At 62.5% G+C, this 21,276-nt stretch carries 18 protein-coding genes; 11 read left to right on the top strand and 7 right to left on the bottom strand.

Annotated elements, in window-relative coordinates; translation table 11 throughout:
* Nucleotides 1-87: 87 nt before the first annotated feature.
* A complete protein-coding gene (locus FQ705_RS32655) occupies nt 88-618 on the top strand; it encodes a DUF3331 domain-containing protein (protein ID WP_144148991.1) in 531 nt (176 codons plus the stop codon).
* A gap of 237 nt (nt 619-855) precedes the next feature.
* A complete protein-coding gene (locus FQ705_RS32650; RefSeq protein ID WP_144148989.1) occupies nt 856-4,035 on the top strand; it encodes a winged helix-turn-helix domain-containing protein in 3,180 nt (1,059 codons plus the stop codon).
* A 3-nt stretch (nt 4,036-4,038) separates the two neighbouring features.
* Here the strand turns inward: FQ705_RS32650 and FQ705_RS32645 are convergent, their stop codons facing one another.
* Both FQ705_RS32645 and FQ705_RS32640 read right to left on the bottom strand, forming a co-directional pair.
* Nucleotides 4,039-4,959 carry a LysR family transcriptional regulator gene (locus FQ705_RS32645; protein ID WP_144148987.1) on the bottom strand — a complete coding sequence of 307 codons (921 nt, stop codon included), beginning with the start codon at nt 4,957-4,959 and terminating at the stop codon, nt 4,039-4,041.
* 135 nt (nt 4,960-5,094) lie between these two features.
* Nucleotides 5,095-6,111 carry a LacI family DNA-binding transcriptional regulator gene (locus tag FQ705_RS32640; protein ID WP_144148985.1) on the bottom strand — a complete coding sequence of 339 codons (1,017 nt, stop codon included), beginning with the start codon at nt 6,109-6,111 and terminating at the stop codon, nt 5,095-5,097.
* A gap of 203 nt (nt 6,112-6,314) precedes the next feature.
* Here FQ705_RS32640 and FQ705_RS32635 point away from each other — a divergent pair, with 203 nt between their 5' ends.
* The 5 genes from FQ705_RS32635 to FQ705_RS32615 all read left to right on the top strand — a co-directional run bounded on the left by FQ705_RS32635 (nt 6,315) and on the right by FQ705_RS32615 (nt 12,677).
* Nucleotides 6,315-7,454, top strand: coding sequence for an ABC transporter ATP-binding protein (locus FQ705_RS32635; RefSeq protein ID WP_144148983.1), 1,140 nt, complete (start codon nt 6,315-6,317; stop codon nt 7,452-7,454).
* A gap of 125 nt (nt 7,455-7,579) precedes the next feature.
* Nucleotides 7,580-8,833 carry an ABC transporter substrate-binding protein gene (locus tag FQ705_RS32630; RefSeq protein ID WP_144148981.1) on the top strand — a complete coding sequence of 418 codons (1,254 nt, stop codon included), beginning with the start codon at nt 7,580-7,582 and terminating at the stop codon, nt 8,831-8,833.
* A 65-nt stretch (nt 8,834-8,898) separates the two neighbouring features.
* Nucleotides 8,899-9,804, top strand: coding sequence for a carbohydrate ABC transporter permease (locus FQ705_RS32625; protein WP_144148979.1), 906 nt, complete (start codon nt 8,899-8,901; stop codon nt 9,802-9,804).
* Nucleotides 9,805-9,823: 19 nt separating this feature from the next.
* Nucleotides 9,824-10,675, top strand: coding sequence for a carbohydrate ABC transporter permease (locus tag FQ705_RS32620; RefSeq protein WP_144148977.1), 852 nt, complete (start codon nt 9,824-9,826; stop codon nt 10,673-10,675).
* 37 nt (nt 10,676-10,712) lie between these two features.
* The gene (locus FQ705_RS32615) at nt 10,713-12,677 is read left to right on the top strand and encodes a beta-galactosidase (RefSeq protein WP_144148975.1); all 1,965 of its coding nucleotides are present in this window, start codon (nt 10,713-10,715) and stop codon (nt 12,675-12,677) included.
* A gap of 54 nt (nt 12,678-12,731) precedes the next feature.
* Here FQ705_RS32615 and FQ705_RS32610 read toward each other — a convergent pair whose 3' ends face one another.
* The gene (locus FQ705_RS32610) at nt 12,732-13,067 is read right to left on the bottom strand and encodes a hypothetical protein (RefSeq protein ID WP_144148973.1); all 336 of its coding nucleotides are present in this window, start codon (nt 13,065-13,067) and stop codon (nt 12,732-12,734) included.
* Nucleotides 13,068-13,441: 374 nt separating this feature from the next.
* Here FQ705_RS32610 and FQ705_RS32605 point away from each other — a divergent pair, with 374 nt between their 5' ends.
* From FQ705_RS32605 to FQ705_RS32595, 3 genes are read left to right on the top strand one after another with little or no spacing between them, the layout of a single operon-like run.
* A complete protein-coding gene (locus FQ705_RS32605) occupies nt 13,442-13,963 on the top strand; it encodes a PAAR domain-containing protein (protein WP_144148971.1) in 522 nt (173 codons plus the stop codon).
* Nucleotides 13,963-14,541, top strand: a complete 579-nt coding sequence (locus tag FQ705_RS32600; RefSeq protein WP_144148969.1) for a lysozyme — start codon at nt 13,963-13,965, stop codon at nt 14,539-14,541. Before FQ705_RS32605 ends, FQ705_RS32600 begins: the two co-directional genes overlap by 1 nt.
* Nucleotides 14,528-14,941 (top strand): hypothetical protein, encoded by a 414-nt coding sequence (locus tag FQ705_RS32595; protein ID WP_144148967.1) that lies wholly within the window; start codon nt 14,528-14,530, stop codon nt 14,939-14,941. Before FQ705_RS32600 ends, FQ705_RS32595 begins: the two co-directional genes overlap by 14 nt.
* A 51-nt stretch (nt 14,942-14,992) precedes the next feature.
* On the opposite strand, the gene FQ705_RS32590 is transcribed toward FQ705_RS32595, so the two are convergent.
* The 4 genes from FQ705_RS32590 to prpR form a co-directional block, all read right to left on the bottom strand.
* Nucleotides 14,993-16,351 carry an MFS transporter gene (locus FQ705_RS32590; RefSeq protein WP_144148965.1) on the bottom strand — a complete coding sequence of 453 codons (1,359 nt, stop codon included), beginning with the start codon at nt 16,349-16,351 and terminating at the stop codon, nt 14,993-14,995.
* A 168-nt stretch (nt 16,352-16,519) separates the two neighbouring features.
* Entirely contained in the window at nt 16,520-17,509 is a 990-nt protein-coding gene (locus FQ705_RS32585) for a M14 family metallopeptidase (protein WP_144148963.1), read from the bottom strand.
* A 55-nt stretch (nt 17,510-17,564) separates the two neighbouring features.
* Nucleotides 17,565-18,659, bottom strand: coding sequence for a tartrate dehydrogenase (locus FQ705_RS32580; protein WP_144148961.1), 1,095 nt, complete (start codon nt 18,657-18,659; stop codon nt 17,565-17,567).
* A 95-nt stretch (nt 18,660-18,754) separates the two neighbouring features.
* Nucleotides 18,755-20,716, bottom strand: coding sequence for a propionate catabolism operon regulatory protein PrpR (gene prpR / locus FQ705_RS32575; RefSeq protein ID WP_144148959.1), 1,962 nt, complete (start codon nt 20,714-20,716; stop codon nt 18,755-18,757).
* A gap of 216 nt (nt 20,717-20,932) precedes the next feature.
* Here prpR and FQ705_RS32570 point away from each other — a divergent pair.
* Nucleotides 20,933-21,276 (top strand): citrate/2-methylcitrate synthase (locus FQ705_RS32570; RefSeq protein WP_313955694.1); only part of this gene is annotated, 344 nt, incomplete at its 3' end.

Genomic DNA, 21,276 nt, shown 5'->3' with positions numbered 1-21,276 from the left:
CACGCGCACGGCTTGTCGACGCACGACGAATAGCGGGGCCGCGCGGCGGCCTTCGCGGCAAGGCGCAAGTCCTTCAGGAGAAGCACGATGCAGATCGAAACGCCCTTGAAGCAACGTCCGGATGCGGTTCGGCAGGAAGCGCGGATGCATCACGAGAGTTACTGCTCGCCGCGCGACAACGCGGCACCTTTGCTCGATACGCGCGATGCACTCGATGCCGGCCGCGCCCCGGTCTGGGACCACGTAATCAACCGGCTGCTGGCCGGTTATCGCAGCGAAGCCGAGGGTGAGGCGTATCTGAAGCGGCCGGTCAATCGCGCTGCCATGCAGATGCCGTCGCTTCACGTGCAGATCGAAGTGATCGAGCGCCTGTCCGAATCGTCGATTGCCGTGCTGTGGCAGGACGCCACTCGTTGCCGTTATGTCGATCAGGTGTGGATCAGTTGCCGTGCGCGTGTGAAGGGACGCTGCGCGGTGAGCGGCGCGCCGATCCGCCGCGACGATGCGATCTACAAACCGAGAGTGCGCAGCGCGGTGCCGGCGAACGCCGGCGCGATGATTCTCGCCTCCGTGATCGAAGTGATGGCTGCTGTCGCATGGCACGGCGACGTGCGCTAAAGAGAGGCTCGCTAAAGAAAGCCTCGCTCGACAAAGCCTCGCGCGGGAGGCTCGGTGCGGCGACGCAGCCGCCTGGAACGGCCTTGGGGCAAAGGGGCTTAGTACAAAAAATTTGAACAATCGGTTCAGTTTTTTCCGCGCATGCCCAATCGCCATTGGTCTAGACTTCGGGGACTCAACGCTGAGCGGTCGGTACTCAGTGGTTTTTCCACCCGCTGCGCCCTGGATACTCTGGCAATGACTCGCATCGGCCCACTTCAGGTTGATCTCGCCAGTCGAGAATTGTTTCTCGATGGACAACTCGTGCGGCTTGGCGGCCGTGCCTTCGACATACTCACCGTGCTGATCGCCGCGAAAGGCGGCCTGGTGTCGAAAGACGAACTGCTCAACCAGGTGTGGCCCGACACGATTGTCGAAGAGAACAATCTACAGGTGCACATGTCGGCCCTGCGCAAGATGCTGGGCACGCACCGCGAACTGATACAGACGGTGTCGGGCCGGGGCTACCGGTTTGTTTTGCGCGAGACGTCCGGCATTGATGCCGACTCGCTACGCGAGAGTCCGCTTCGCGAGAGTCCGCTTCGCGAGAGTCCGCTTCGCGAAAGTCCGCCGCGTGAGACTCAGCCGCGCGAGAGCAAGTCTCTCGACAATAAGCCGCGCGAAAGCATGCCGCGCGAAAGCATGCCACGCGAAAGCATGCCCAGTGGCATGGTCGAGCGCATGCCCGGCCACTCCATCCCCAACAATCTGCCCGCCAATTTTCAACCTCTGATCGGACGCGACCGGGCGATGCGCGATCTCGCGCTCACCCTCGCATCGGCGCGGCTGGTCACCCTGATCGGCTCAGGCGGAATCGGCAAGACCCGGCTGGCGACCGAAGTCGCGCGGAGTCTGCTTGCACACTTTCCCGACGGCGTCTATCTCGTGTCGCTCGCCTCCGCCGAGGACGCCGCCAGCGTGCTGGCGGCGTTTGCCAGCAGCATCGGCATGAGCGCGGCCAGTGGCCAGTTCACGCTTGCGCGCATACGGCGCGAGCTTGGCGAGCAACGCATGCTGTTCGTACTCGACAACTGCGAGCAGGTGCTTGGCCCCGTCGCCGAATTGGCGGAGACCTTGCTGAACGTCAACCCCGCGCTGCGCATTCTCGCGACCAGCCGCGAGCCGCTGCGCGTGGTGGACGAGAGCCTGTATTGGGTCGCGTCGCTCGAGGTGCCCGGCCACGACGATCAAAGCGAAGACGTTCTGCAACGCAGCGCCGTCCAGCTGTTTCTGGCGCGTGCGCGAGCCATGGACGCACGCTTTTCATCCGATGAACACAGCATTCACCTGACCGGCATGGTGTGTCGCCGGCTCGATGGGATTCCGCTAGCCATCGAACTGGCGGCGGCGCGTGCGGCGATCCTCGGCATCGAGACGCTCGCGGACCATCTCGACGATCGCTTCAATATGCTGACGGGCGGCAACCGCACGGCTTTGCCGCGCCATCAGACCTTGAAGGCGACACTCGACTGGAGTCACGCGTTGCTCGACGACACCGAGCGCATGACGCTGCGCCGGCTCGGTGTGTTCGTCAGCAGCTTCACGATGGAGGCGGCCATTGCAATCGCGGGTGGCGACGCATTGGGCGAAGCCGAGGTGATCGCCGCGATCTCGGGACTGGTCGAGAAGTCATTAGTCGTGGCGCGCATGGAATCGAGCAAGGCCAGTTATCGTCTGCTCGAAACCACGCGCGCGTACGCCATCCAGAAACTCGAGGACAATGCCGAACGGCGCCTCGTCATGCTCAATCACGCGCGCTATTTCGCGAGTCTGGTCGAGCGCGACACGGCCAGCGGCACGTGGACCGCACAGACGGACACCGACCGCTGGCATCAGCGCATGCGCGATCTGCTCGATGATTTGCGCGCGGCGCTGTCCTGGGCGCTGTCGCCGAAAGGCGACCCTGTGCTCGGCGAGACGCTGGCGGTGAAAGTCGTCGCGCTGCTCTATGAACTTTCGCTGGTCGACGAATGCTGCGCGTGGGCGCGGCGCGCGCTCGACATCGTCGCGGCCAACCATCAAGGATCGAGTTCGGGCCGCTATCTGCGCGTGCGCATGCAACTGCTGGCGGCGCTGGGTTCGGCGCTCGTGTATGTCAACGGGCCGACCCGGGAAACGCTGGGTACCTGGGCCGAAGTGCTGGCGCTCGCGATCGCGCTGGGCGAGTCGACCTTCGAAGCGCGCGCGCTGTGGGGCATGTGGAATGCGAGCCAGTTGTCCGGTGCGGCGCGCAACGCGCTTGCATTCGCACAGCGCTTCGCCTCCCTCGCGGCGGAAACGGGCGACGCGAGCAATGCCGTGCTCGCCGACCGCCTGCTCGGCATCGCTTCGCACTATGTCGGCAATCAGCGGCAGGCGCAGGCGTCGATCGGTCAGTTTCTGCAGCGTAGCGACGGCTTGCGACATCGCCTGCCGCTCGGGCGCTCGATCGATCAGGGACTGGTCGGCCGCGCGACGCTGGCGCGGTTGCGCTGGTTGCAAGGCGCGCGCGATCAGGCGCTCGAGATAGCGGCGCAGTGCGTGGCCGAAGCCTGCCGTCAGGAACAGGCCATCGTCACGTGTTATGTGCTGGTCGAAGCCGAAATCCCGCTGGCGCTATTCGCCGGCAAGCGGGCGCGCGCCGCGCAGGCGATTGCGTTGCTGCAGGATGTGTCGGCGCGCGCGGGCCTCGGCGTTTCGCAAGCGTGCGGTCGCTGTTTCGACGAATATCTGCACTCGCTGGATGAAACCGGTCCCGCTCGCCTGGCAGCGTTTCGCGCCGCACTCGACGACCTCGACGCGCTCGAATACGGTGCGTCGCGCGCCATGCTGATCGCGCAGTACAGTCTTATGCTCGGCCGCGCCGGTCGACGCGAAGAGGGGCTCGCGACGGTAGTGGCGGCGCTTGCTCAATGCGATGAAACCGGCGACCACTGGTATCTCGTCGAACTGCGCCGTGTTCACGGCGAATTGCTCTTGATGGGCTATGCGGGCAAGCCGCCGCCAGGCAATGTGGCGACGGACGCCGAGGCCTGTCTCAGCGCGGCCGTCGACGAGGCGTTGGCGCAGGGTTGCCGCTCGTTGCAATTGCGCGCCGCGACCAGTCTTGCGCGCCTCTGGCACGAGCGGGGCCGTAGCGGCGAAGCCGTGCTGCTGTTGCAGTCGGCGTGCGAACGGCTCACCGAGGGGCTGGACTGGGACGACTTCGAAGACGCTACGCGCCTGCTGCGAGTGGTCGGCGCGTCGGCCGCCGCGCCGGCGCAACGGGCAGGTCATGCCAGCTCTGGCCGCCACGTCGGCGAAGCGGCGCGAAAGCCGAAACCGGCGTGGCCAGGCGAGGTCGCCGGCCCATTCGGCGAGCCGCCTTCGGAAGAGATCGGCGAGCGCTGCCCAGGCTGAGCTTCAGCCGTGCACCATGCGCTGCTGCACGACCTTGTCGATGAGGTCCGGCTGGTCCAGTTGTTCGACCCACCAGTTCAGCGCCTTGCCACCTTCGTCGTCGCGCCACGCCAGATAGAAATGCGTGACGTCACGCATACCGATCACTTCCTTTCTGACCAGTTCGCCACGCTTGATGGGTTCGAGGGCGAGACACTCGGGGATCGTGCCCGCCGCGAGCCCTCTGATCTGTGCGGAGAGTTTGGCCTCGAGCGTGGGCACCGTGAGCACTTCCTGATTGGGGGCGATCGCGATGGTACGCGGCGCGAGCTTGCGTGACGTGTCGCCGATCGCGACCACGCGATGGCGCGCGACCTCGTCCATCATCAGCGGCTCGCGTGCGCTGGCGAGCGGATGGTCCGGCGCCACCACGAACACGTGACGCAGCGAGCCGATCGGCCGCGCGACCAGATTCGGAATGGGCGGCGGTTCGCCCGCTGCGCCGACGATCAGATCGGCGCGGCGCGTCAACAACGCGTCCCACGACCCACCGAGCACTTCTTTCGATACACACAGCCGCGTGTCCAGCTTCAGATCGTAAAACGCCTCGACGTGGTGCCAAAGCAGCTCGAAAGGAATGATTTCGTCGATCGCGACGTGCAGCTCGGACTCCCAGCCGCTTTGCACCCGCTTTGCCTTGCATTCGAGATCTTCCGCTGCCTGCAGCAGACGGCGTCCTTCTTCGACGACCACGCGGCCCGCGTGCGTAAGCGTGGCGCGTCGGCCCGTGCGGTCGAACAGTTTGACGTCGAGGTCGAGCTCGAGCTTCTGGACCAGATACGACAACGACGAGGGCACCTTGTGCAGCGTTTCAGCCGCACTCGCGAACGTGCCGGTGCGGTCGATTGCATCGAGCGCTTGCAGGACTTCGAAAGATAGATTCATGTGAACAGAGCCTGAGCCGTCGGGGGACAGTGGAACGGTCAGGATACTGGATTTCGTGCCGTGCGCGATGACCTGAATGGAGGTGAAAATTTTCCCTCGCTCGTAGGTCATCCACGTGTTGCGACAGGGCCAGGTTCAATGGCTGCGTCGCGGTCCTGTCGAGGCCCGCACTACCAGCTGAGGCGGTGGCGCGAGCACCATCGACGCTTGCTGGCCAGGTGCCTGAATCAACCGGATCAGACTCTCCACCGACAACTCCGCAATCGACGTCGTCTGGATCGCGACGGTGGTCAGCGCAGGGTGCACCTGGTGCGCCAGTTGAATGTCGGTGATGCCGATCACCGAGACATCGGAGGGCACCGCGCGGCCCAAGGTGATCAACGCCTGGGCGGCGCCGATCGCCAGCAGATCGTTGGTGGCGAAGATCGCCGTGAGGTGCGGGCGATTCGCCATCAATTGCATGCAGGCGGCGTAACCGGCGTCGATCGAATCGCGAATCTGCAAGACCGCGGCGGCGTCGGCTTCGATACCCGCTGCGCGCATCGCCGCGCGAAAACCGTTGGAGCGCGCATCCTGCAAGCCGCCGCAACCGTCGCCGATCAGCAGGCCGATCTCGCGATGGCCGAGTTCGAGCAGATGATGCGCGGCCAGCTCGCCGGCCCGCGCGAAATCCACGGCGATGCAGGGCAGGGCAGGTGGCGTCTCCGGGTGTTCCCACATCGCGAGCAGAATCGGCGCGCTGTGAGTCGCGGAGGCACACAGGTCGTTGATCGCGATGTCCGTGTTCATCACGAGAACGCCGTCCGCGAGCGTGCCCGCGATCTGGTTCAGATAGGCGCGGCCGATCTCGGCGTCGTCGTCGGTGTTGCAGACCATCAGGAAGTAGCCCGCTTTGCGCGCGGCGCGTTCGGCGGCCAGCACGAACTCGGGGTAGAACGGGTTCGAGATATTCGACAGCATCAGGGCAAGTGTCGACGAGCGACCCTCGGCCAACGCACGCGCGTTCAGGTTCGGCCGATAGCCGAGTTCCGCGATCGCCTTGAGCACGCGGTCGGCAGTTTCGGGCCGCACTTTCTCGCGATTGCGCAGCACGTTGGAGACGGTGGCGGCGGTAACGTGCGCACGCTTCGCCACTTCGGACAGGGTGACCATGTTCTTCTTATCCCATATTTAGGGAATGCGATTCAAATGTTGCAAGCCGTCGGCGAGGTTGATAACTTGCTGGAAAACATACCGGAGACACCTGCCATGACTTTTTCCCTCGACCTCGAATTTAAGCGATTAAATGCCTGCCGCACAAGAGCCGGCCGGTAATTTTTTTCAAAAATTTAAGCGGTTAAATCGACGGAGGCAGCATGGCGGCAATTCGTTTGACGAACGTGCAGAAGTCGTATGGCGACCATCCGCCGGTGATCCGGCGCGTGAATCTCGACATCGGGCAGCACGAGTTCTGCGTGTTTCTCGGCCCTTCCGGTTGTGGCAAGTCGACCTTGCTGCGCATGATCGCCGGGCTCGAAGATTTGAGCGAAGGCGAGTTGCAGATCGGCGGGCGTCTCATGAACGACGTGCCCGCTGCCGGACGCGGTGTGGCGATGGTGTTTCAGAGCTACGCGCTGTTTCCGCACATGACCGTGTTCGACAACATGGCGTTCGGTCTGAAGCTCGCGAAGCAACCCAAGGACGTGATCGAACGGAAGGTGCGGGAAGCCGCGCGCATTCTGCAACTGGACGACTATCTCGACCGTTATCCGAAGGCGCTGTCGGGTGGACAGCGTCAGCGCGTGGCGATCGGCCGCGCGATCGTGCGCGAGCCCGGTGTGTTTCTGTTCGACGAGCCGCTGTCGAATCTCGACGCTGCGCTGCGCGGGCAGACTCGCGTGGAGATCGCGCGTCTGCATCAGCGCTTTGCCAATGCGAGCGTGGTCTATGTGACGCACGATCAGGTCGAAGCGATGACGCTCGCCGATCGCATCGTGCTGTTGCATGCCGGTGCTGACGCGGAGCGTTTCGGCAGCATTGCGCAGAGCGGCGCGCCGCTGGAGTTGTATCACCATCCCAAGTCGCGTTTCGTGGCGGGCTTCATCGGTTCGCCGCGCATGAATTTCATCGACGCCGTAGTCGATTCGATCGAGCCGCACCACGTGACGGTCACGTTACCGACCAGCGACGAAAAATTGATCGCGCACGTCGACGGCCAGCGACTGCAACGGGGGCAGCCGGTTACGCTCGGCGTGCGGCCCGAACATCTGCGTCTCGACGGCGACGAGCAATCCATTCAAACCACGACGGTATTGTCGGAGCGGCTCGGCGAGCACAGCTATATTCACGCGGATCATGCGGCAGGCTCGCTCGTCGCGAAGGCCGCGGGCGATACGCCGATCGGCGCGGGCGAGCGCCTTCGCATTCATGTTCCGCCTGCTGCGTGTCATCTGTTCGACGCGGATGGAATGGCATTGCGGCGCAGTACCTTCGAGCCCGAGCGCGTCGCCGCCTGAGCCTGCTACGAGGAACTGAGCTGCACAGGTATTGACTGATTCACCAGACCGAATTCCGCCACAGAGCGGGTTACACCGCTGCCAGCCGCTCGCTGTCAGCCAACAAGGTATCAAGGAGACACAAGATGATTGCGCTTCGCCTTCGCCGTTTTGCCTACGCGTCGCTTGCAGCCGCTCTGGTTGCGGGCGTACTCGGTAGTGCCATGGCCGACGCCGCCACGCTGAACGTCAACGTTTCAGCGCGTGGCAACCAGCGTTCGACCTGGCAGGACGCGTTCGACAAGTTCAAGAAAGCCAACCCCGACATCGACCTCAAAGTGACCTACATCACCGAAGAAGCGTACAAGGTGCAGATGAGCGGCTGGCTGGCCACCGATCCGCCCGACGTCGTGTCATGGCACGACGGCGAACGCATGGCGTATTACGCACAACGCGGTCTGCTCGAAGACCTCTCGTCGGACTGGACGAAAAATGGCTGGACGCAACAGTACGCGTCGGTCAAGGAGGCGTCCACCTATAAGGGCAAACAGTACGCGGCGCCGCTCGGCTACGACGCTTATGGGTTCTTCTATCGCAAGGACCTGTTCGAGAAGGCCGGCATTAAGAGCGAGCCGAAAACGTGGGATGAATTTCTCGACGCCTGCAAGAAGTTGAAGGCCAGCGGCGTGGCGCCGATCGCCGTGGCCGCGCGCGATAGCTGGACGCTGGCCGCGTGGTTCGACTATCTCGATCTGCGTATCAACGGCAACGCGTTCCATCAGCAATTGATGGCGGGCGAAATTCCGTACACCGATCCGCGCGTGAAGAAGGTCTACGCTGCATGGAAAACGCTGATCGACGATCACTATTTCATCGACAACGCACTGTCGTACGACCTCGATTCGATCGCGCCGTTTCTCGTGAACGGCAAGGCCTCGATGATGCTGATGGGCACATTCTTCTCGGCGAGCATTCCGGCGACACTCAAACCGCAAACCGGCTTCTTCCGCTTCCCGGTGATCGACGCCAACGTGCCGATGGCCGAAGACGGTCCGGTCAACGTGCTGCTGATTCCCGCGAAAGCAAAGAACAAAGCCGATGCCCGCAAGCTGCTGGCCTTCATGGAAACGCCGCAAATCAACGCGGATCTCGCGCATGGCTGGGGCCAACTGCCGTCGAACAGTCAGGCAGCCGAACCTGAAGACGCAATTTCGAAGGTGGGCTTCCAGACCCTCGCGAACACCAAGGGCGGCATCGCGCAGTTCTACGATCGCGACATGCAGAAAGAAATGGCCGACGAAGGCATGAAAGCGATGCAGCAGTTCTATAGCGATCCGTCGCAACTCGACGCCGTGCTCACGCGCCTCGAGGCGACCCGCAAGCGCATCTATCAGAAGTAAATCCCGGAGCGCCGGCTCGCTCTGGCGGCCGGCGCTTGCCTTCGATCTTCGACGAGGCCCGATCCATGTTTCAATCCGCAGCGCGCCGCTTACCCGCGGCGCGGCACCGTCACGTCTCGACGACGCGCCGTCATCAGCATCGCGCCGCGCTTTTCTTCCTGTTGCCGGGTTGTACGCTGTTCTGCCTGTGCGTGATCTACCCGATTATCAGCAGCATCTCGCTCAGCTTCTACAACTGGGACGGCATGACGCCGAAGACGTTTGCGGGCTTCGGCAACTACATCGAACTGTTTCATGCCGATACGTTTTACACGGCGCTCAAGAACAACCTGATCTGGCTCGCGCTGTTTCTGCTGGCGCCGCCGCTCGGCCTGCTGTTTGCGTTGTATCTGAACCAGCATGTCCGCGGCATGCGGGTCGTGAAGTCGCTGTTCTTCGCGCCGTTCGTGCTCTCCGGCGTGGTGGTCGGGCTCGTGTTCAGCTGGTTCTACGATCCGGGCTTCGGCCTGTTGCGCTTGATCGTCGGTCACGGCATTCCCGTGCTCGGCGATCCGCATACGGTGACCTTCGGCATCGTGTTCGCCGCGTTGTGGCCGCAGACGCCGTTCTGCATGGTGTTGTATCTCACCGGCCTCACCGGCATCAATCCCGAAGTGGTCGAGGCGGCGCGCATGGAAGGCGCGAAGGGTGTGCGTCTGTTGTGGCATGTGATCCTGCCGCAACTGCGGCCCGCCACTTTCATGGCGATCGTGCTGACGGTGATCGGCGCGCTGCGCAGCTTCGACCTGATCGCGGTGATGAGCGGCGGTGGCCCATTCGACAGTTCCACCGTGCTTGCCTATTACATGTACGACCAGGCTATCAAGTACTACCGCGAGGGATATTCCGCGGCGATCGCCGTCGTGCTGTTCGCCATCATGCTCGTCTACATCGTGTTCCATCTGCGCCGCATGTTGCGCGAAGAAACCTGATTGCCAGGAGACACCTGCCATGTATCCGCTTCCCGTCGAACGCTGGAAACCGCTCAACCGCACGCTGTACAAAGTGTCGTTGCCCATTGCCCTGCTGATCTGGCTGTTGCCGATGCTGGCCGTGCTCGTCACGTCGATCCGCTCGTCCGATGAACTCTCGCGAGGCGATTACTGGGGCTGGCCGGAACATTTTGCCCTGATCGAAAACTACGGCACGGCGCTTACGCAAACGCCGATGCTGCATTACTTCACCAATAGCGTGTTGATCACGGTGCCGTCGGTGCTCGGCGCGATCGTGCTGGCCTCCATGGCCGGCTTTGCGCTGGCGACTTATCGCTTTCCGGGTAATACGGTGGTGTTGTTCGCATTCGTGGCCGGCAATTTCGTGCCGGTTCAAATTCTGATGATCCCCGTGCGCGACATGGCGCTGAAAGTCGGCCTGTTCAATAGCGTGTGGGCGCTGGTGATTTTTCACGTGTCGTTTCAAACCGGCTTTTGCACGCTGTTTCTGCGCAACTTCATCAAGCAATTGCCGTTCGAGATGATCGAAGCGGCGCGTGTGGAAGGCGCGAGCGAATGGACCGTCTACTGGCGCATTGTTTTGCCGTTGATCCGGCCCGCGCTTGCTGCGCTCGGCATTCTCGTCTTCACGTTCGTATGGAACGACTACTTCTGGGCGCTGTGCCTCACGCAAGGCGATGACGCCGCACCGATCACCGTCGGCGTCGCCGCACTCAAAGGGCAATGGACCACGGCGTGGAACCTGGTCGCGGCGGGCTCGGTGCTGGCCGCGCTGCCTTCGGTGTTGATGTTTTTTCTGATGCAGAGGCATTTTGTCGCCGGCCTGACTTTCGGGGCGAGCAAAGGCTGAACGCCTGCCTGTCTTCAACTACTCACGAGATACGTTCATGCAACTTGGTGTTTGCTATTACCCGGAACAGTGGCCCCGCACGATGTGGGCCGACGACGCAAAGCGGATGGTCGAACTCGGCATCACGCATGTGCGGATCGCCGAATTCGCGTGGAGCCGCATGGAGCCGCGCGCCGGCGAATTCGTGTGGGAGTGGCTCGACGAAGCGGTCGCGACATTGGCCGCTGCCGGGCTGAAGATCGTGCTGGGCACGCCGACCGCGTCGCCGCCGAAGTGGCTGATCGATGCCTGTCCGGAGGTGCTGCCGGTGCGCGCCGACGGCACACGGTGGAACTTCGGCTCGCGGCGCCATTACGACGTTTCGAGCGAGACATATCGGCGCGAATGCGTGCGCATCGTCACCGCGATGGTGGAGCGCTATGGGCGCCATCCTTCAATCGTAGCGTGGCAGACGGATAACGAACTCGGCTGCCACGATACGGTGCCGAGTTATTCCGACGCCGCGCTTGCGCGGTTTCATCGATGGCTGCGCCATCGCTACGAAACGATAGAGGCGTTGAACGAAATCTGGGGCAACGTGTTCTGGAGCATGGAGTATCCGTCGTTCGAGGCGATCGGTCTGCCGAATTTGACGCCGACCGATGCCAATCCGATTCATCTGCTGGACTTCCGGCGCTTCGTGTCGGACGAGGTAGCGAGCTTTCATGCCGGGCAGGTCGAGGTGCTGCGGCGCCATGCGCCCGACGCGGACATCCTGCATAACTTCATGGGCTTTTTCACGACCTTCGATCACTACCGTTTTGCCGACGGCGACGCGCTCGATGTGGCGGCATGGGACAGCTATCCGATTGCGCGTACCGAATCGATCGCGCTGCCCGAGGAGCAGAAGGCGCGCTATGCACGCACCGCGCATCCCGATGTGTCTGCCTTCGATCATGATCGCTACCGTGCTATTGGGCGGGGGCGTTTCTGGGTAATGGAGCAGCAGGCGGGACCGGTCAACTGGGCGCCGTGGAATCCGGTGCCGGCGAAGGGCATGGTCAGGCTGTGGGCGTATGAAGCGTTCGCGCACGGCGCGGAGCTGGTGTCGTATTTCCGTTGGCGTCAGTGTCCGTATGCGCAGGAGCAGATGCATTCAGGTCTGAATCTGCCCAACAACGAATTGTCGCCGGGCGGACTGGAAGTGCAGCAGGCGGCGCGTGAGATTGCGGCAAGTGCGGCGCTCTCGGCGTTGGGGGCGCCGTCGCCTGCGTCGGTGGCGATCGTGTTCGACTACGAGACGCAGTGGATGTTCGAGATCCAGCGGCACGGCAAAACGTTCGACTATCAGACGCTGGTGTTCGACTATTACGAATCGCTGCGCGAGCTTGGGCTCGATGTCGATATCGTGTCGCGCAGCGCGGATCTGTCTGCGTATCGATTGGTGGTCGTGCCGAGTCTTGCTGTTATCGACGATGCGCTCGTGGATCAGATCGAACGCAGTAGTGCGCAGTGGGTATTTGGGCCGCGCAGCGGGTCAAAGACCGACGCGTTTGCCATTCCGGGCAATCTGCCGCCCGGCGCGTTGCAGCGGGTTCTGCCGATGCAGGTACTCGAAATCGAATCGCTTCGCCCGACGCTCGCGCCCGCGCTGTCAGTGGGTGACACTCACGGTGTGGCGATGCATTGGCGCGAGCACGTTCGCGCTAACGGCGACACGCGTGTCGCCGCACAGTTCGACGATACCTGGCCGGCGATTCTCGCGCACGGCAAGCTTCGTTATGTGGCGGGATGGTTGTCGCATGCGTTGCATCGCGAGGTCCTGCAACAGGCCGCGCGGCAAGCGGGTATCGACACGCAACTGCTTCCCGATGGGGTACGCATTCGACGTCGTGGTGAATTGACCTTTGCGTTCAATTTCGGCCCACAGCAAGCGCAGGCTCCGGCGCCTGCCGATGCGCGCTTCGTGCTCGGCGGCGCTCAGTTGCACACCGGTGACGTGTGCGTGTGGCGCAACGGCTGAACGCCTGTTCGCCCATGCGCCTGTGCGCAAAATCATTTGAGCATCCAGCGGGCGCTACTGTGCGGCGGGCGCCTGCGTTTGATGCTGGTTCGCACAGTCCTGCGTGATCGCCATGCTGGCCTGATCGGGCGTCATGTGGGGTGCGCCGGGTGCGTAGATTTTCTCGATGATGGCATTGACCGCTTGCTGGTCGGCCGAGTCTTTATAGTATTTCGCGGCTTGATCGAGCGCCTGCGCTTTGGTCTTTTTGTGCGCGCGCCATGAAGCTACCTGGCCGGCGATGTCGCCGAGCGCGAAACATTGATTGTTGACGGTTTGCGCCACGGCCTGGGCGGCCGGTTGAGCGAAGCACGCCATGGTGAGTATGGCGGAGATAACTGCGCGTTTCATGACCTGAAGTCCTGGGTTCGTTTGGGCGTCGGTGCGAGAGCGGGCGGGCACACTGCGCGGCATGCCGACGCGGAAATAACGGCGTAGTTTATCGGGAAGTGCTCCGCCACGCTTTTTTCGTCGCCGGACTCATCAATCAGACGACCTGAAACCTCAGAAGATTCCCTTCTGCTTTTCAAATTTCTCCTATCAGCGTTAGCGGTGTCGAGCGACGATGATCCGTCTTGCGATGCCGCTCACGCTGCGAGTTGCCTGAAAGCGTGACCTGCGTCGTCTCGGGAAAATCGAACACCAGGGGGACGGTTGAATGACAAAACAGATGGACGCTACGGTGCGCCATATAACGCCGCGACATACGCAATGCAGGTTTAGTCATGCGTAGAGCAGCGGTACGGCATGGTGACCCGACAACTACAGGCGGCGTAGTTATCGCTGAGTCATCGACAATTCATGACGGGGGTAAAAAAATTGCCCTGAGCGGAGACAAGGCAACTTGTGGAAATTGCACCGGCGCATACGAAATTATCGGAACCGCCTACAGGATGACCGAGATGGGTCGGCTCGTTGTTCTCGACGGCGATCAGGTAGCGTGTCCTTGCGGCGAGAACAGAGTCATTGTCGGGCGCGACCCGGGTGTGTTTTTCGAATCCGACGAAGGCCGACCCGATTTAGTGGTCGCAAATCTTGGCACTTCTCAGAACCCGTCGCCTGCTTACGACGAGCAGTTCGTCTTGTGCGACGGCAACGACAATCCCTTAGCTGATACGCACTACACCGTGAGACTACTATCCGGGGCATTGCGACATGGCATCACGGACTTGCACGGCCGTACAGCTCGCTATTCCACAAGCGAAGCGCAGCCTATTTCGATATCGCTCGGCCATCTGGATTTTTAATGCCTACACCACTTTGCATTGCAACCACCAACACCTTTCCCGAATCATGCGTAACGGCATACACCCGACGACGGTCAAAGCCATGGCGTGTTTCCACGGAAGCATTGGTTTTTCTGGGTGTATGGGAGTCAGGAACGCTCAATGGAATCAATTTTCAAGGGCAAGTAGTCACCGACGGGTACATTTTGAAGGCATACCGTGATAACCGCGGTTATCCTACGGTCGGGGCCGGACATCTGATTGTCCCTAATGACCGCATTGCGCTCGGAGAAACTATCGACCTCGAACGCGCGCGTGGGCTGATGAAGGTGGACATAGCGAGAGCGGAAAATGCGATAAACCGGGATGCGAGAGTGCCTCTCTATCAATTCGAATACGATGCGTTGGTTAGCGTCATTTACAACTGTGGGGCAGGCAATGGTGCGGTCGGAATCATGGAGAGAATAAATGCGGGGGCATACGATTCAATGTTCGACTTTATCCATCAGCACCGCACGCACAACAATCCAAACTTGCGAAACAGGCGGTTTGCGGAGGCGCGGCTGTTTGTCTCTGGAGTCTACGATGCGTCGCATTAAGCTGTTGGTATTGTTCTCTGCAAGTATGACTCTGCTTGCAGTTGGGCCCGCGAACGCCAGAACAGATCCGATCTGCCTGAAGCATTTGGGCGGTGGACTGTCGGATGCGGACTGTTACGGCGGCCTTGCGAACGACGTCGTTGCGGAAAATAAGAGCATTTACAACAAGATTCGCAAGACGATCCCGGGAGGGAACGAACATCTGCGTCTCTTGAACGAATACATGTCAGCCCAGGACCAAGCAGAGAAATTCTGCAAACTGGCAAGAGATGCCGAGGCGTCCTGGGACCCTGCTCCCGATGGAACGATGTACCCCGGCATTTATGCAGAGTGTGTTTTTGATCTACGAAAACAGGAGAATAAATTTCTGCGCGCCATGCTCGACAGCACGAGAGAATAGCGGGCGGCAGTCGAGGAGGGCATTGACGCTAAAGCCCTTGCTCCTCCCCCCTCAATGCCCAAACGACTCCGCTTTCGCCGCCCCCGACGCAGCGACATGTGGCCGCGCCGCCTGCTTGATCAGCAACGCCACGCACGAGAGCAACCCTGCCACCGCCACCATCGCAAAGATGCCGGCGAACGTGAAATGACGGCGCGTCAGTTCAGCCACCAGAAACGATCCCGCAATCCCGCCAAAGCGCCCAATTCCCAGCATCCACGCCACCCCCGTGCCGCGACCTTCGGTCGGATAGAACGCGGCGGCGAGCGCCGGCATCGACGATTGCGCGGTGTTCATCAACACACCGGCGACGAACACGCTGAACACCAGCGCGCCCACGTTGCCCACCGCCTGGCCGATGAAGTACACGCTCACGGCGGTCAACGCATAACATGCCGCAATGATCCGGTTCGCGTTGAAGCGGTCCATCAGCATCCCGCACAGCACGGCACCGACGCCGCCCAGCGGAAACAGCGCGGAAATCAGCGTCGCGCGTTGCGGCGTGAGCCCGGCGTCCTTTAGCAGAATCGGCATCCAGTTGATCGACGCGTAGAAAATCACGAGGCCCATGAAGTAGGCGACCCACAGCATCACCGACCCGACGATGTACGAACGCGACAACACCACGCCCAAACCCTTGCCGCCAGTCTGCGGCGCAGTCTCCGTCATGACGAAGGTGCCCGCTTGCGCCGCTTCGTGCGAAATGCGCGCAAGCGCCGCGCGAATCCGTTCTATGCTCGCGCGATTGGCGACCAGGTAGCGAACCGATTCGGGCATCTTGATCAGCAACAGAATCAGCAACAGAAGCGGCGTGATGCCGCCGAGCAGTAGCACGCTGCGCCAGCCGAAATGCGGAATCATCCACGCGGCGAGAAACCCTCCGAACGCGGCGCCGAGCGGAAAGCCGCAGAACATCAGGTTGATCACGGTCGCGCGACGGCGATCCGGACAGTATTCGCCCATCATCGTCACGGCGTTCGGCATGGCCGCGCCGAGGCCGACGCCGGTGATGAAGCGCAGCACGGTCAATTGTTCGATGCTGCCCGAGAAGGCCGAGCCGAGGCAGGCGACGCCGAACAGCAGCACCGAACCCAGCAGCATCGAGCGACGCCCGAGCTTGTCGGATAGCGGTCCCGACCCGAGCGCGCCACAGGCGAGGCCGAACAGCGCCGCGCTCAATACCGGCGCGAGCGCCGGTTTGGTGATGCCCCATTCGGCAATCAACGAAGGCGCAATGAAGCCGATCGCCGCCGTGTCAAAACCGTCGAACAGGACGATGACGAAACACATGAAGAAGATCAGCCACTGGAACGGCGAAAAGGGGTGCTCGTTGATGAAGGTTTGAACGTTCACAGCGGTGCTGCGGTTCATTGTCGTCTCCTGACTGCAAAAAAATGCAGTTTTGTTCGTATGTAGAACCATGATTCTGTGTGCGAACCGACGTCACTGTAAGTAAATCGACAATGAAGGGTCAACGCGGGATTACCCGCGCCTGTGGCGGATGCACATCGACGGATGGTGTTGGCGCGAATCGCGGCCTTATCCGCCGGTGCTGGCGCGGGTCACGGTCTGTTCGATCTTGCCCAATCGCACCACGGTGACGCCCGGGCGCAACTGTCGCAAGGAAGGCATGACGAGCATGCAATCGTCGTAGGGCGTGACCACCGCTTCGCCGTTCGACCAGCCGATCACACTGCCGGCGTCGGCGAAAATTTCGAGGCCGGTGTAGGGTGCCGCGAAGCGGAAATCCATGCTGGTCGCCACCACTGGCTGCGTCACGCGCACGATGTGCTGAACCGGCGGTAATGGCGCGAGCCAGTCCGGCGGCAGATCGGCTTCGTCGATGACACCGCTGAGCAGCAGGAAACGCGCAGTGGTGTCGCGAGCCACGGCAACCGCACTTTGCTCCCAGTGCTGGCCGCATTCGATCAGCAAGGCGTTCTTCTCCATATTGGACGGGTCGCCGAAGCCTTCGTAGTCGCGCATACGGCGTCCTTCGGGATGGCCCTCGTCGCAGATGACCGTGGCGGGCGTGCCCACTTGCACGGAGAGGTCGATCCCTTTCTGCAGCGGCCCCGCGACGATCAAGGGCTTGCTCTTCTCGTGCATCGAATGCAGATCGAGCAGAAGATCGACGCTGTCGATCACGGGCCGCATCGCGCGGGCGCGCGTCAGTTCGCTCGACATGAGCGAGGTATCGTCGAGCACTTTCGCGGTCCACACGCGATTGAAATCCTGATCGACGAAACGGGCGGCATCGGGCTTCGCGGGATCGAAGCGCCCGTAAGCGGCCACGTTGGCAAACGACAAGGTCAGACGCCCGCGCCGTGGCTTGAGCCCGCCGCGCAGCAGTTGGTCCACGACGATCGCGCCGCACACTTCATTGCCGTGCGTCAGCGCATTGATCATCACGTGCGGGCCGGGCGTCCCCGAGTCGAACGTGTGGACATAAGCAACACCCGACGACGAATGTTCGTGCATCGTGATATCGGGGAAGGCGACTTCGATGGGGTAGGCATCCATGCTCATGCGAGTAAGTCCTGGCAGCGTAAGAGAGTTGAACGGCAGGCGGGGGTGGCCCGGCTCAGGCGATCGAAGTCGTGAGTCTGGCGGCAATGGCCTCGCCCACTTCCGTCGTGCTCGCCTTGCCGCCGAGGTCCCCGGTATGCGGGCCTGCGAGTAACGTGGCTTCGATTGCCGCGAGAATCGCGTCGTGCGCCTCGCGCTCCTTGCCCGCATGATTGCCGAGGAAATCGAGCATCATCGCGGCCGACCAGATCATCGCAACCGGATTGGCGATGTTCTTGCCGGCGATGTCGGGCGCCGAACCGTGCACCGGTTCGAATAGCGACGGAAACCTGCGCTCGGGATTGAGATTCGCGGAGGGCGCGAGACCGATCGTGCCGGTGCAGGCCGGCCCGAGATCGGAGAGGATGTCGCCGAACAGATTGGTGGCGACCACTACGTCGAAGCGATCCGGGTTCAGCACGAAGCGCGCGCACAGAATGTCGATGTGCTGTTTGTCCCAGGCCACATCGGGATACTGCGCGGCGACGCCGGCCGCGCATTTGTCCCACCACGGCATGCTGATCGCGATGCCGTTGCTCTTGGTGGCCACCGTGATTTTCTTGCGCTCGCGGCGTTGCGCGAGATCGAACGCGAACTTCAGCACGCGTTCGCTGCCATGTCGTGTGAACACCGATTCCTGCAGGACGAATTCGCGTTCCGTGCCTTCGAACATCACGCCGCCCACCGACGAATATTCGCCTTCGGTGTTCTCACGCACGATCCAGAAGTCGATGTCGCCGGCCTTGCGTCCGGCGAGCGGCGAGGGCACGCCGGCGAACAGGCGTGCGGGTCGCAGATTGATGTACTGGTCGAACTCGCGGCGGAATTTCAGCAGCGAGCCCCATAGGGAAATATGGTCGGGCACGGTGTCGGGCCAGCCTACCGCGCCGAACAGGATCGCGTCGGCGGATTGGAGTTGAGCCTTCCAGTCGTCCGGCATCATCTTGCCGTGTTTCGCGTAGTAGTCGCAACTCGCCCACTCGATGTGCTCGTATTCCAGTTCGAGGCCGAAGCGCCGTTGCACCGCGTCGAGCGCGCGCAGCGCTTCGGGCATGACTTCGACACCGATGCCGTCGCCGGGAATGACCGCGATCCGATAGGTCTTCGACATGTTCCTGCTCCTTGGTGGGGACGTTCGTCGATTCAATCACGACGAGTGTAGTCCTGCTGCTCGTAGCGGGTCGCTTTGGCCGCTGCGAGGCCGCGTTATTGCGCGGCGTTGAGCTTGCGCCATAAGGTCGTCTTGCTGATGCCGAGTGCGTCGCACACCGCATCACGGTCGCCGTCATGAGCGGCAAGCGCGGCACGGATTTCGTCGGCTTCCACATGACGACTGCGCTCGCGCAAAGTGAGGGCGGTTTTCCTGGCGCGTGCCGGCGGCTCGGCGATTTCGGGCGCCACGCCGCGCAGCATCTCGCGGATGAAGACCGCGCCGCTCGCTGCGTCGGCCGGCGTGTCGGCATCGGCGAGTTCGACGGCAATCCGTTCGATCACGTTCTGCAATTCACGCACGTTGCCGGGCCAGGCGTAATGCTTGAACGGTTCGTTCAGACTGGCCAGCACGCGTTCGGCGGCGGCTGCGTCGGGCAGGCGCGCGGCAAGTCTCGGGTCACGCGAGGCGGCTTGCAGCAGCAGTTCCACGGCGAGCGGCAACAGGTCGGCAGAGCGCTCGCGCAGCGGCGGCAACGCAATGCTCAGAATATTTAACCGATAGTAAAGGTCAGCGCGAAAGCGGCCCGCTTCGATCCCTTCGGTCAGCGCGCGATGTGTTGCCGCGACGACCCGGATATCGACCCGCGTCGGTTCCGTCGAACCCAGCCGAACCACCTCGCGTTCCTGCAGCACGCGCAATAAGCGGCTTTGCAGCGACAGCGGCATCTCGCCGATCTCGTCGAGAAACAGCGTGCCGCGATGCGCCACTTCGATCAGCCCCGCCTTGCCGCCCTTGCGCGCGCCGGTGAAGGCGCCTTCCTCGTAGCCGAACAATTCGCTTTCCAGTAATGCCTCGGGAAAGGCGCCGCAATTGATGGCGACGAAGGCGAAGTCGCGCCGCGTGCTCAGTTGATGCATGCTCTGCGCGACCATCTCCTTGCCCGTGCCGCTTTCGCCGAGGATCAGCACGGTGGCGTCGGAGCGTGCATAGCGCGTGACGAGCGTACGCACCCGTCCGATCGATTCCGACGCGCCGACGATATCGTCGAGCCGGTAACGTGCGCTGAACTGCTGGACCCGTTGACGCGAGCGCAAGGTACGGTCGAGCCGTTCGACGGCGCGCGATTCCTGAAACGTCAGCACGGTGCCGGCCGCGCCACCGCTGCTGGCGAGCGGCCCGCGATGCACGACGTAGCTCGCGCCGCGCACCGTGCAGAAGCTGTCGCCGTCTGCGTCCGGCAGACTGCCCGCGAGATCGGGGGCGAGATCGAGCAGGACGCGGCCCACGGCGCGCGACGCGTCGATGCCGAGCACGCTGGCGAGCCGCTGGTTCATCGCTTCGACTCGCCCTTGCGCGTCGAGCGCGACGACGCCGTCGCGCAGATGCTGCAGCAGATTGTCGAGCCGCTGACGCCGCACGGTTTCGCGGCGGGTGGCCTCCGCGACTTCGAGCGCGGTGTCGAAGGCTGCGCGGATCGACGCGCGCGAGTAGAGAAACACGGCGCCCATGCCGGCGCTCGCGGCGAGATCGGTGACGAGGCCAGGCCCTACTACGACGTCGATGCCGCGATCGCGCAGGTCGAGCACCACGCTCTCCGCGTCCTGCGCCGAATCGTACGAGGCGAACGTCACGTCGAGGGCGTAGGCGGAAATGAAGCGCCGCACTTCGTCGGGCGTGTTGCCGTGCGTGACGAGCGCGACTTTCGCGCCGTCGCGGCGCGCGCGCGCCAGTGCATGCATGACGTCGAAGCCGGTCGCGTTGATGCGCACCACCGGCACGGGGACGCGCGTCTTCAGATACGCGCCGTTGGAGCCGCCGGCGATCACGACGTCCGGGCGGCTTGCGTCGGCCGAGTCGATCTCGCGGACGGCGTCTTCGAAGCCATGCGAGACGATGCGCAAATCGGCGCGTTCGACATATTCGCCTGCGATGTCGAAAAACAGATCGCGCAGGCGGCTGATGCTCATCGCCCAGATGCGCGGCCGCTGGACGGGTTCGAAAGGAGAGGTGCTCAAGGCGGACGCTCGCTGCTTGGGTGGAACGTCCCTCCATTATGCGCGGTTCGGTTTCTATTGTGAAATTGTGATTTCATTTATGAAATTAACTCCTCGAGTTGCCGAACGGATGTTTTTTGTCAAATCAGGCACTTAGCCGTGGGGCGCGCGGCTGGCCCGTTCTTTGCATTTCAGGCATCGTCCAAAAACACCCCCAATGCCTCTGGAGACGAAGATATGAGCGAAGCAGACAACAGCACGCCGGCCGCTGGCGCATTCAAACCGAAGAAGTCCGTCGCCCTGTCCGGCGTGACCGCGGGCAACACCGCGCTGTGCACGGTCGGCAAGACCGGCAACGATCTGCACTACCGTGGCTACGACATTCTCGACATCGCGGGCGCCTGCGAATTCGAAGAGATTGCGTATCTGCTGGTCCACGAAAAGCTGCCCACGCAGGCCGAGCTGAGCGCGTACAAGGCGAAGCTCAAGGGTATGCGCGGCCTGCCCGCCAACGTGAAAGCCGCGCTCGAATGGATTCCGGCCGCCGCGCATCCGATGGACGTGATGCGCACCGGCGTCTC

The organism is Paraburkholderia sp. BCC1884 (genome assembly GCF_900996225.1).
In the GTDB taxonomy this organism is placed as follows: Bacteria; Pseudomonadota; Gammaproteobacteria; order Burkholderiales; family Burkholderiaceae; genus Paraburkholderia.
Note: the sequence above shows the minus strand (reverse complement) of the source record. Positions and strands in the feature narration are given on the sequence as shown.

Bases quoted from the DNA above. Each gene is read 5' to 3' on its own strand.
- FQ705_RS32655 (WP_144148991.1), top strand. From the start codon at position 88: ATGCAGATCGAAACGCCCTTGAAGCAACGTCCGGATGCGGTTCGGCAG.
- FQ705_RS32650 (WP_144148989.1), top strand. From the start codon at position 856: ATGACTCGCATCGGCCCACTTCAGGTTGATCTCGCCAGTCGAGAATTG.
- FQ705_RS32645 (WP_144148987.1), bottom strand. From the start codon at position 4,959: ATGAATCTATCTTTCGAAGTCCTGCAAGCGCTCGATGCAATCGACCGC.
- FQ705_RS32640 (WP_144148985.1), bottom strand. From the start codon at position 6,111: ATGGTCACCCTGTCCGAAGTGGCGAAGCGTGCGCACGTTACCGCCGCC.
- FQ705_RS32635 (WP_144148983.1), top strand. From the start codon at position 6,315: ATGGCGGCAATTCGTTTGACGAACGTGCAGAAGTCGTATGGCGACCAT.
- FQ705_RS32630 (WP_144148981.1), top strand. From the start codon at position 7,580: ATGATTGCGCTTCGCCTTCGCCGTTTTGCCTACGCGTCGCTTGCAGCC.
- FQ705_RS32625 (WP_144148979.1), top strand. From the start codon at position 8,899: ATGTTTCAATCCGCAGCGCGCCGCTTACCCGCGGCGCGGCACCGTCAC.
- FQ705_RS32620 (WP_144148977.1), top strand. From the start codon at position 9,824: ATGTATCCGCTTCCCGTCGAACGCTGGAAACCGCTCAACCGCACGCTG.
- FQ705_RS32615 (WP_144148975.1), top strand. From the start codon at position 10,713: ATGCAACTTGGTGTTTGCTATTACCCGGAACAGTGGCCCCGCACGATG.
- FQ705_RS32610 (WP_144148973.1), bottom strand. From the start codon at position 13,067: ATGAAACGCGCAGTTATCTCCGCCATACTCACCATGGCGTGCTTCGCT.
- FQ705_RS32605 (WP_144148971.1), top strand. From the start codon at position 13,442: ATGCGTAGAGCAGCGGTACGGCATGGTGACCCGACAACTACAGGCGGC.
- FQ705_RS32600 (WP_144148969.1), top strand. From the start codon at position 13,963: ATGCCTACACCACTTTGCATTGCAACCACCAACACCTTTCCCGAATCA.
- FQ705_RS32595 (WP_144148967.1), top strand. From the start codon at position 14,528: ATGCGTCGCATTAAGCTGTTGGTATTGTTCTCTGCAAGTATGACTCTG.
- FQ705_RS32590 (WP_144148965.1), bottom strand. From the start codon at position 16,351: ATGAACCGCAGCACCGCTGTGAACGTTCAAACCTTCATCAACGAGCAC.
- FQ705_RS32585 (WP_144148963.1), bottom strand. From the start codon at position 17,509: ATGAGCATGGATGCCTACCCCATCGAAGTCGCCTTCCCCGATATCACG.
- FQ705_RS32580 (WP_144148961.1), bottom strand. From the start codon at position 18,659: ATGTCGAAGACCTATCGGATCGCGGTCATTCCCGGCGACGGCATCGGT.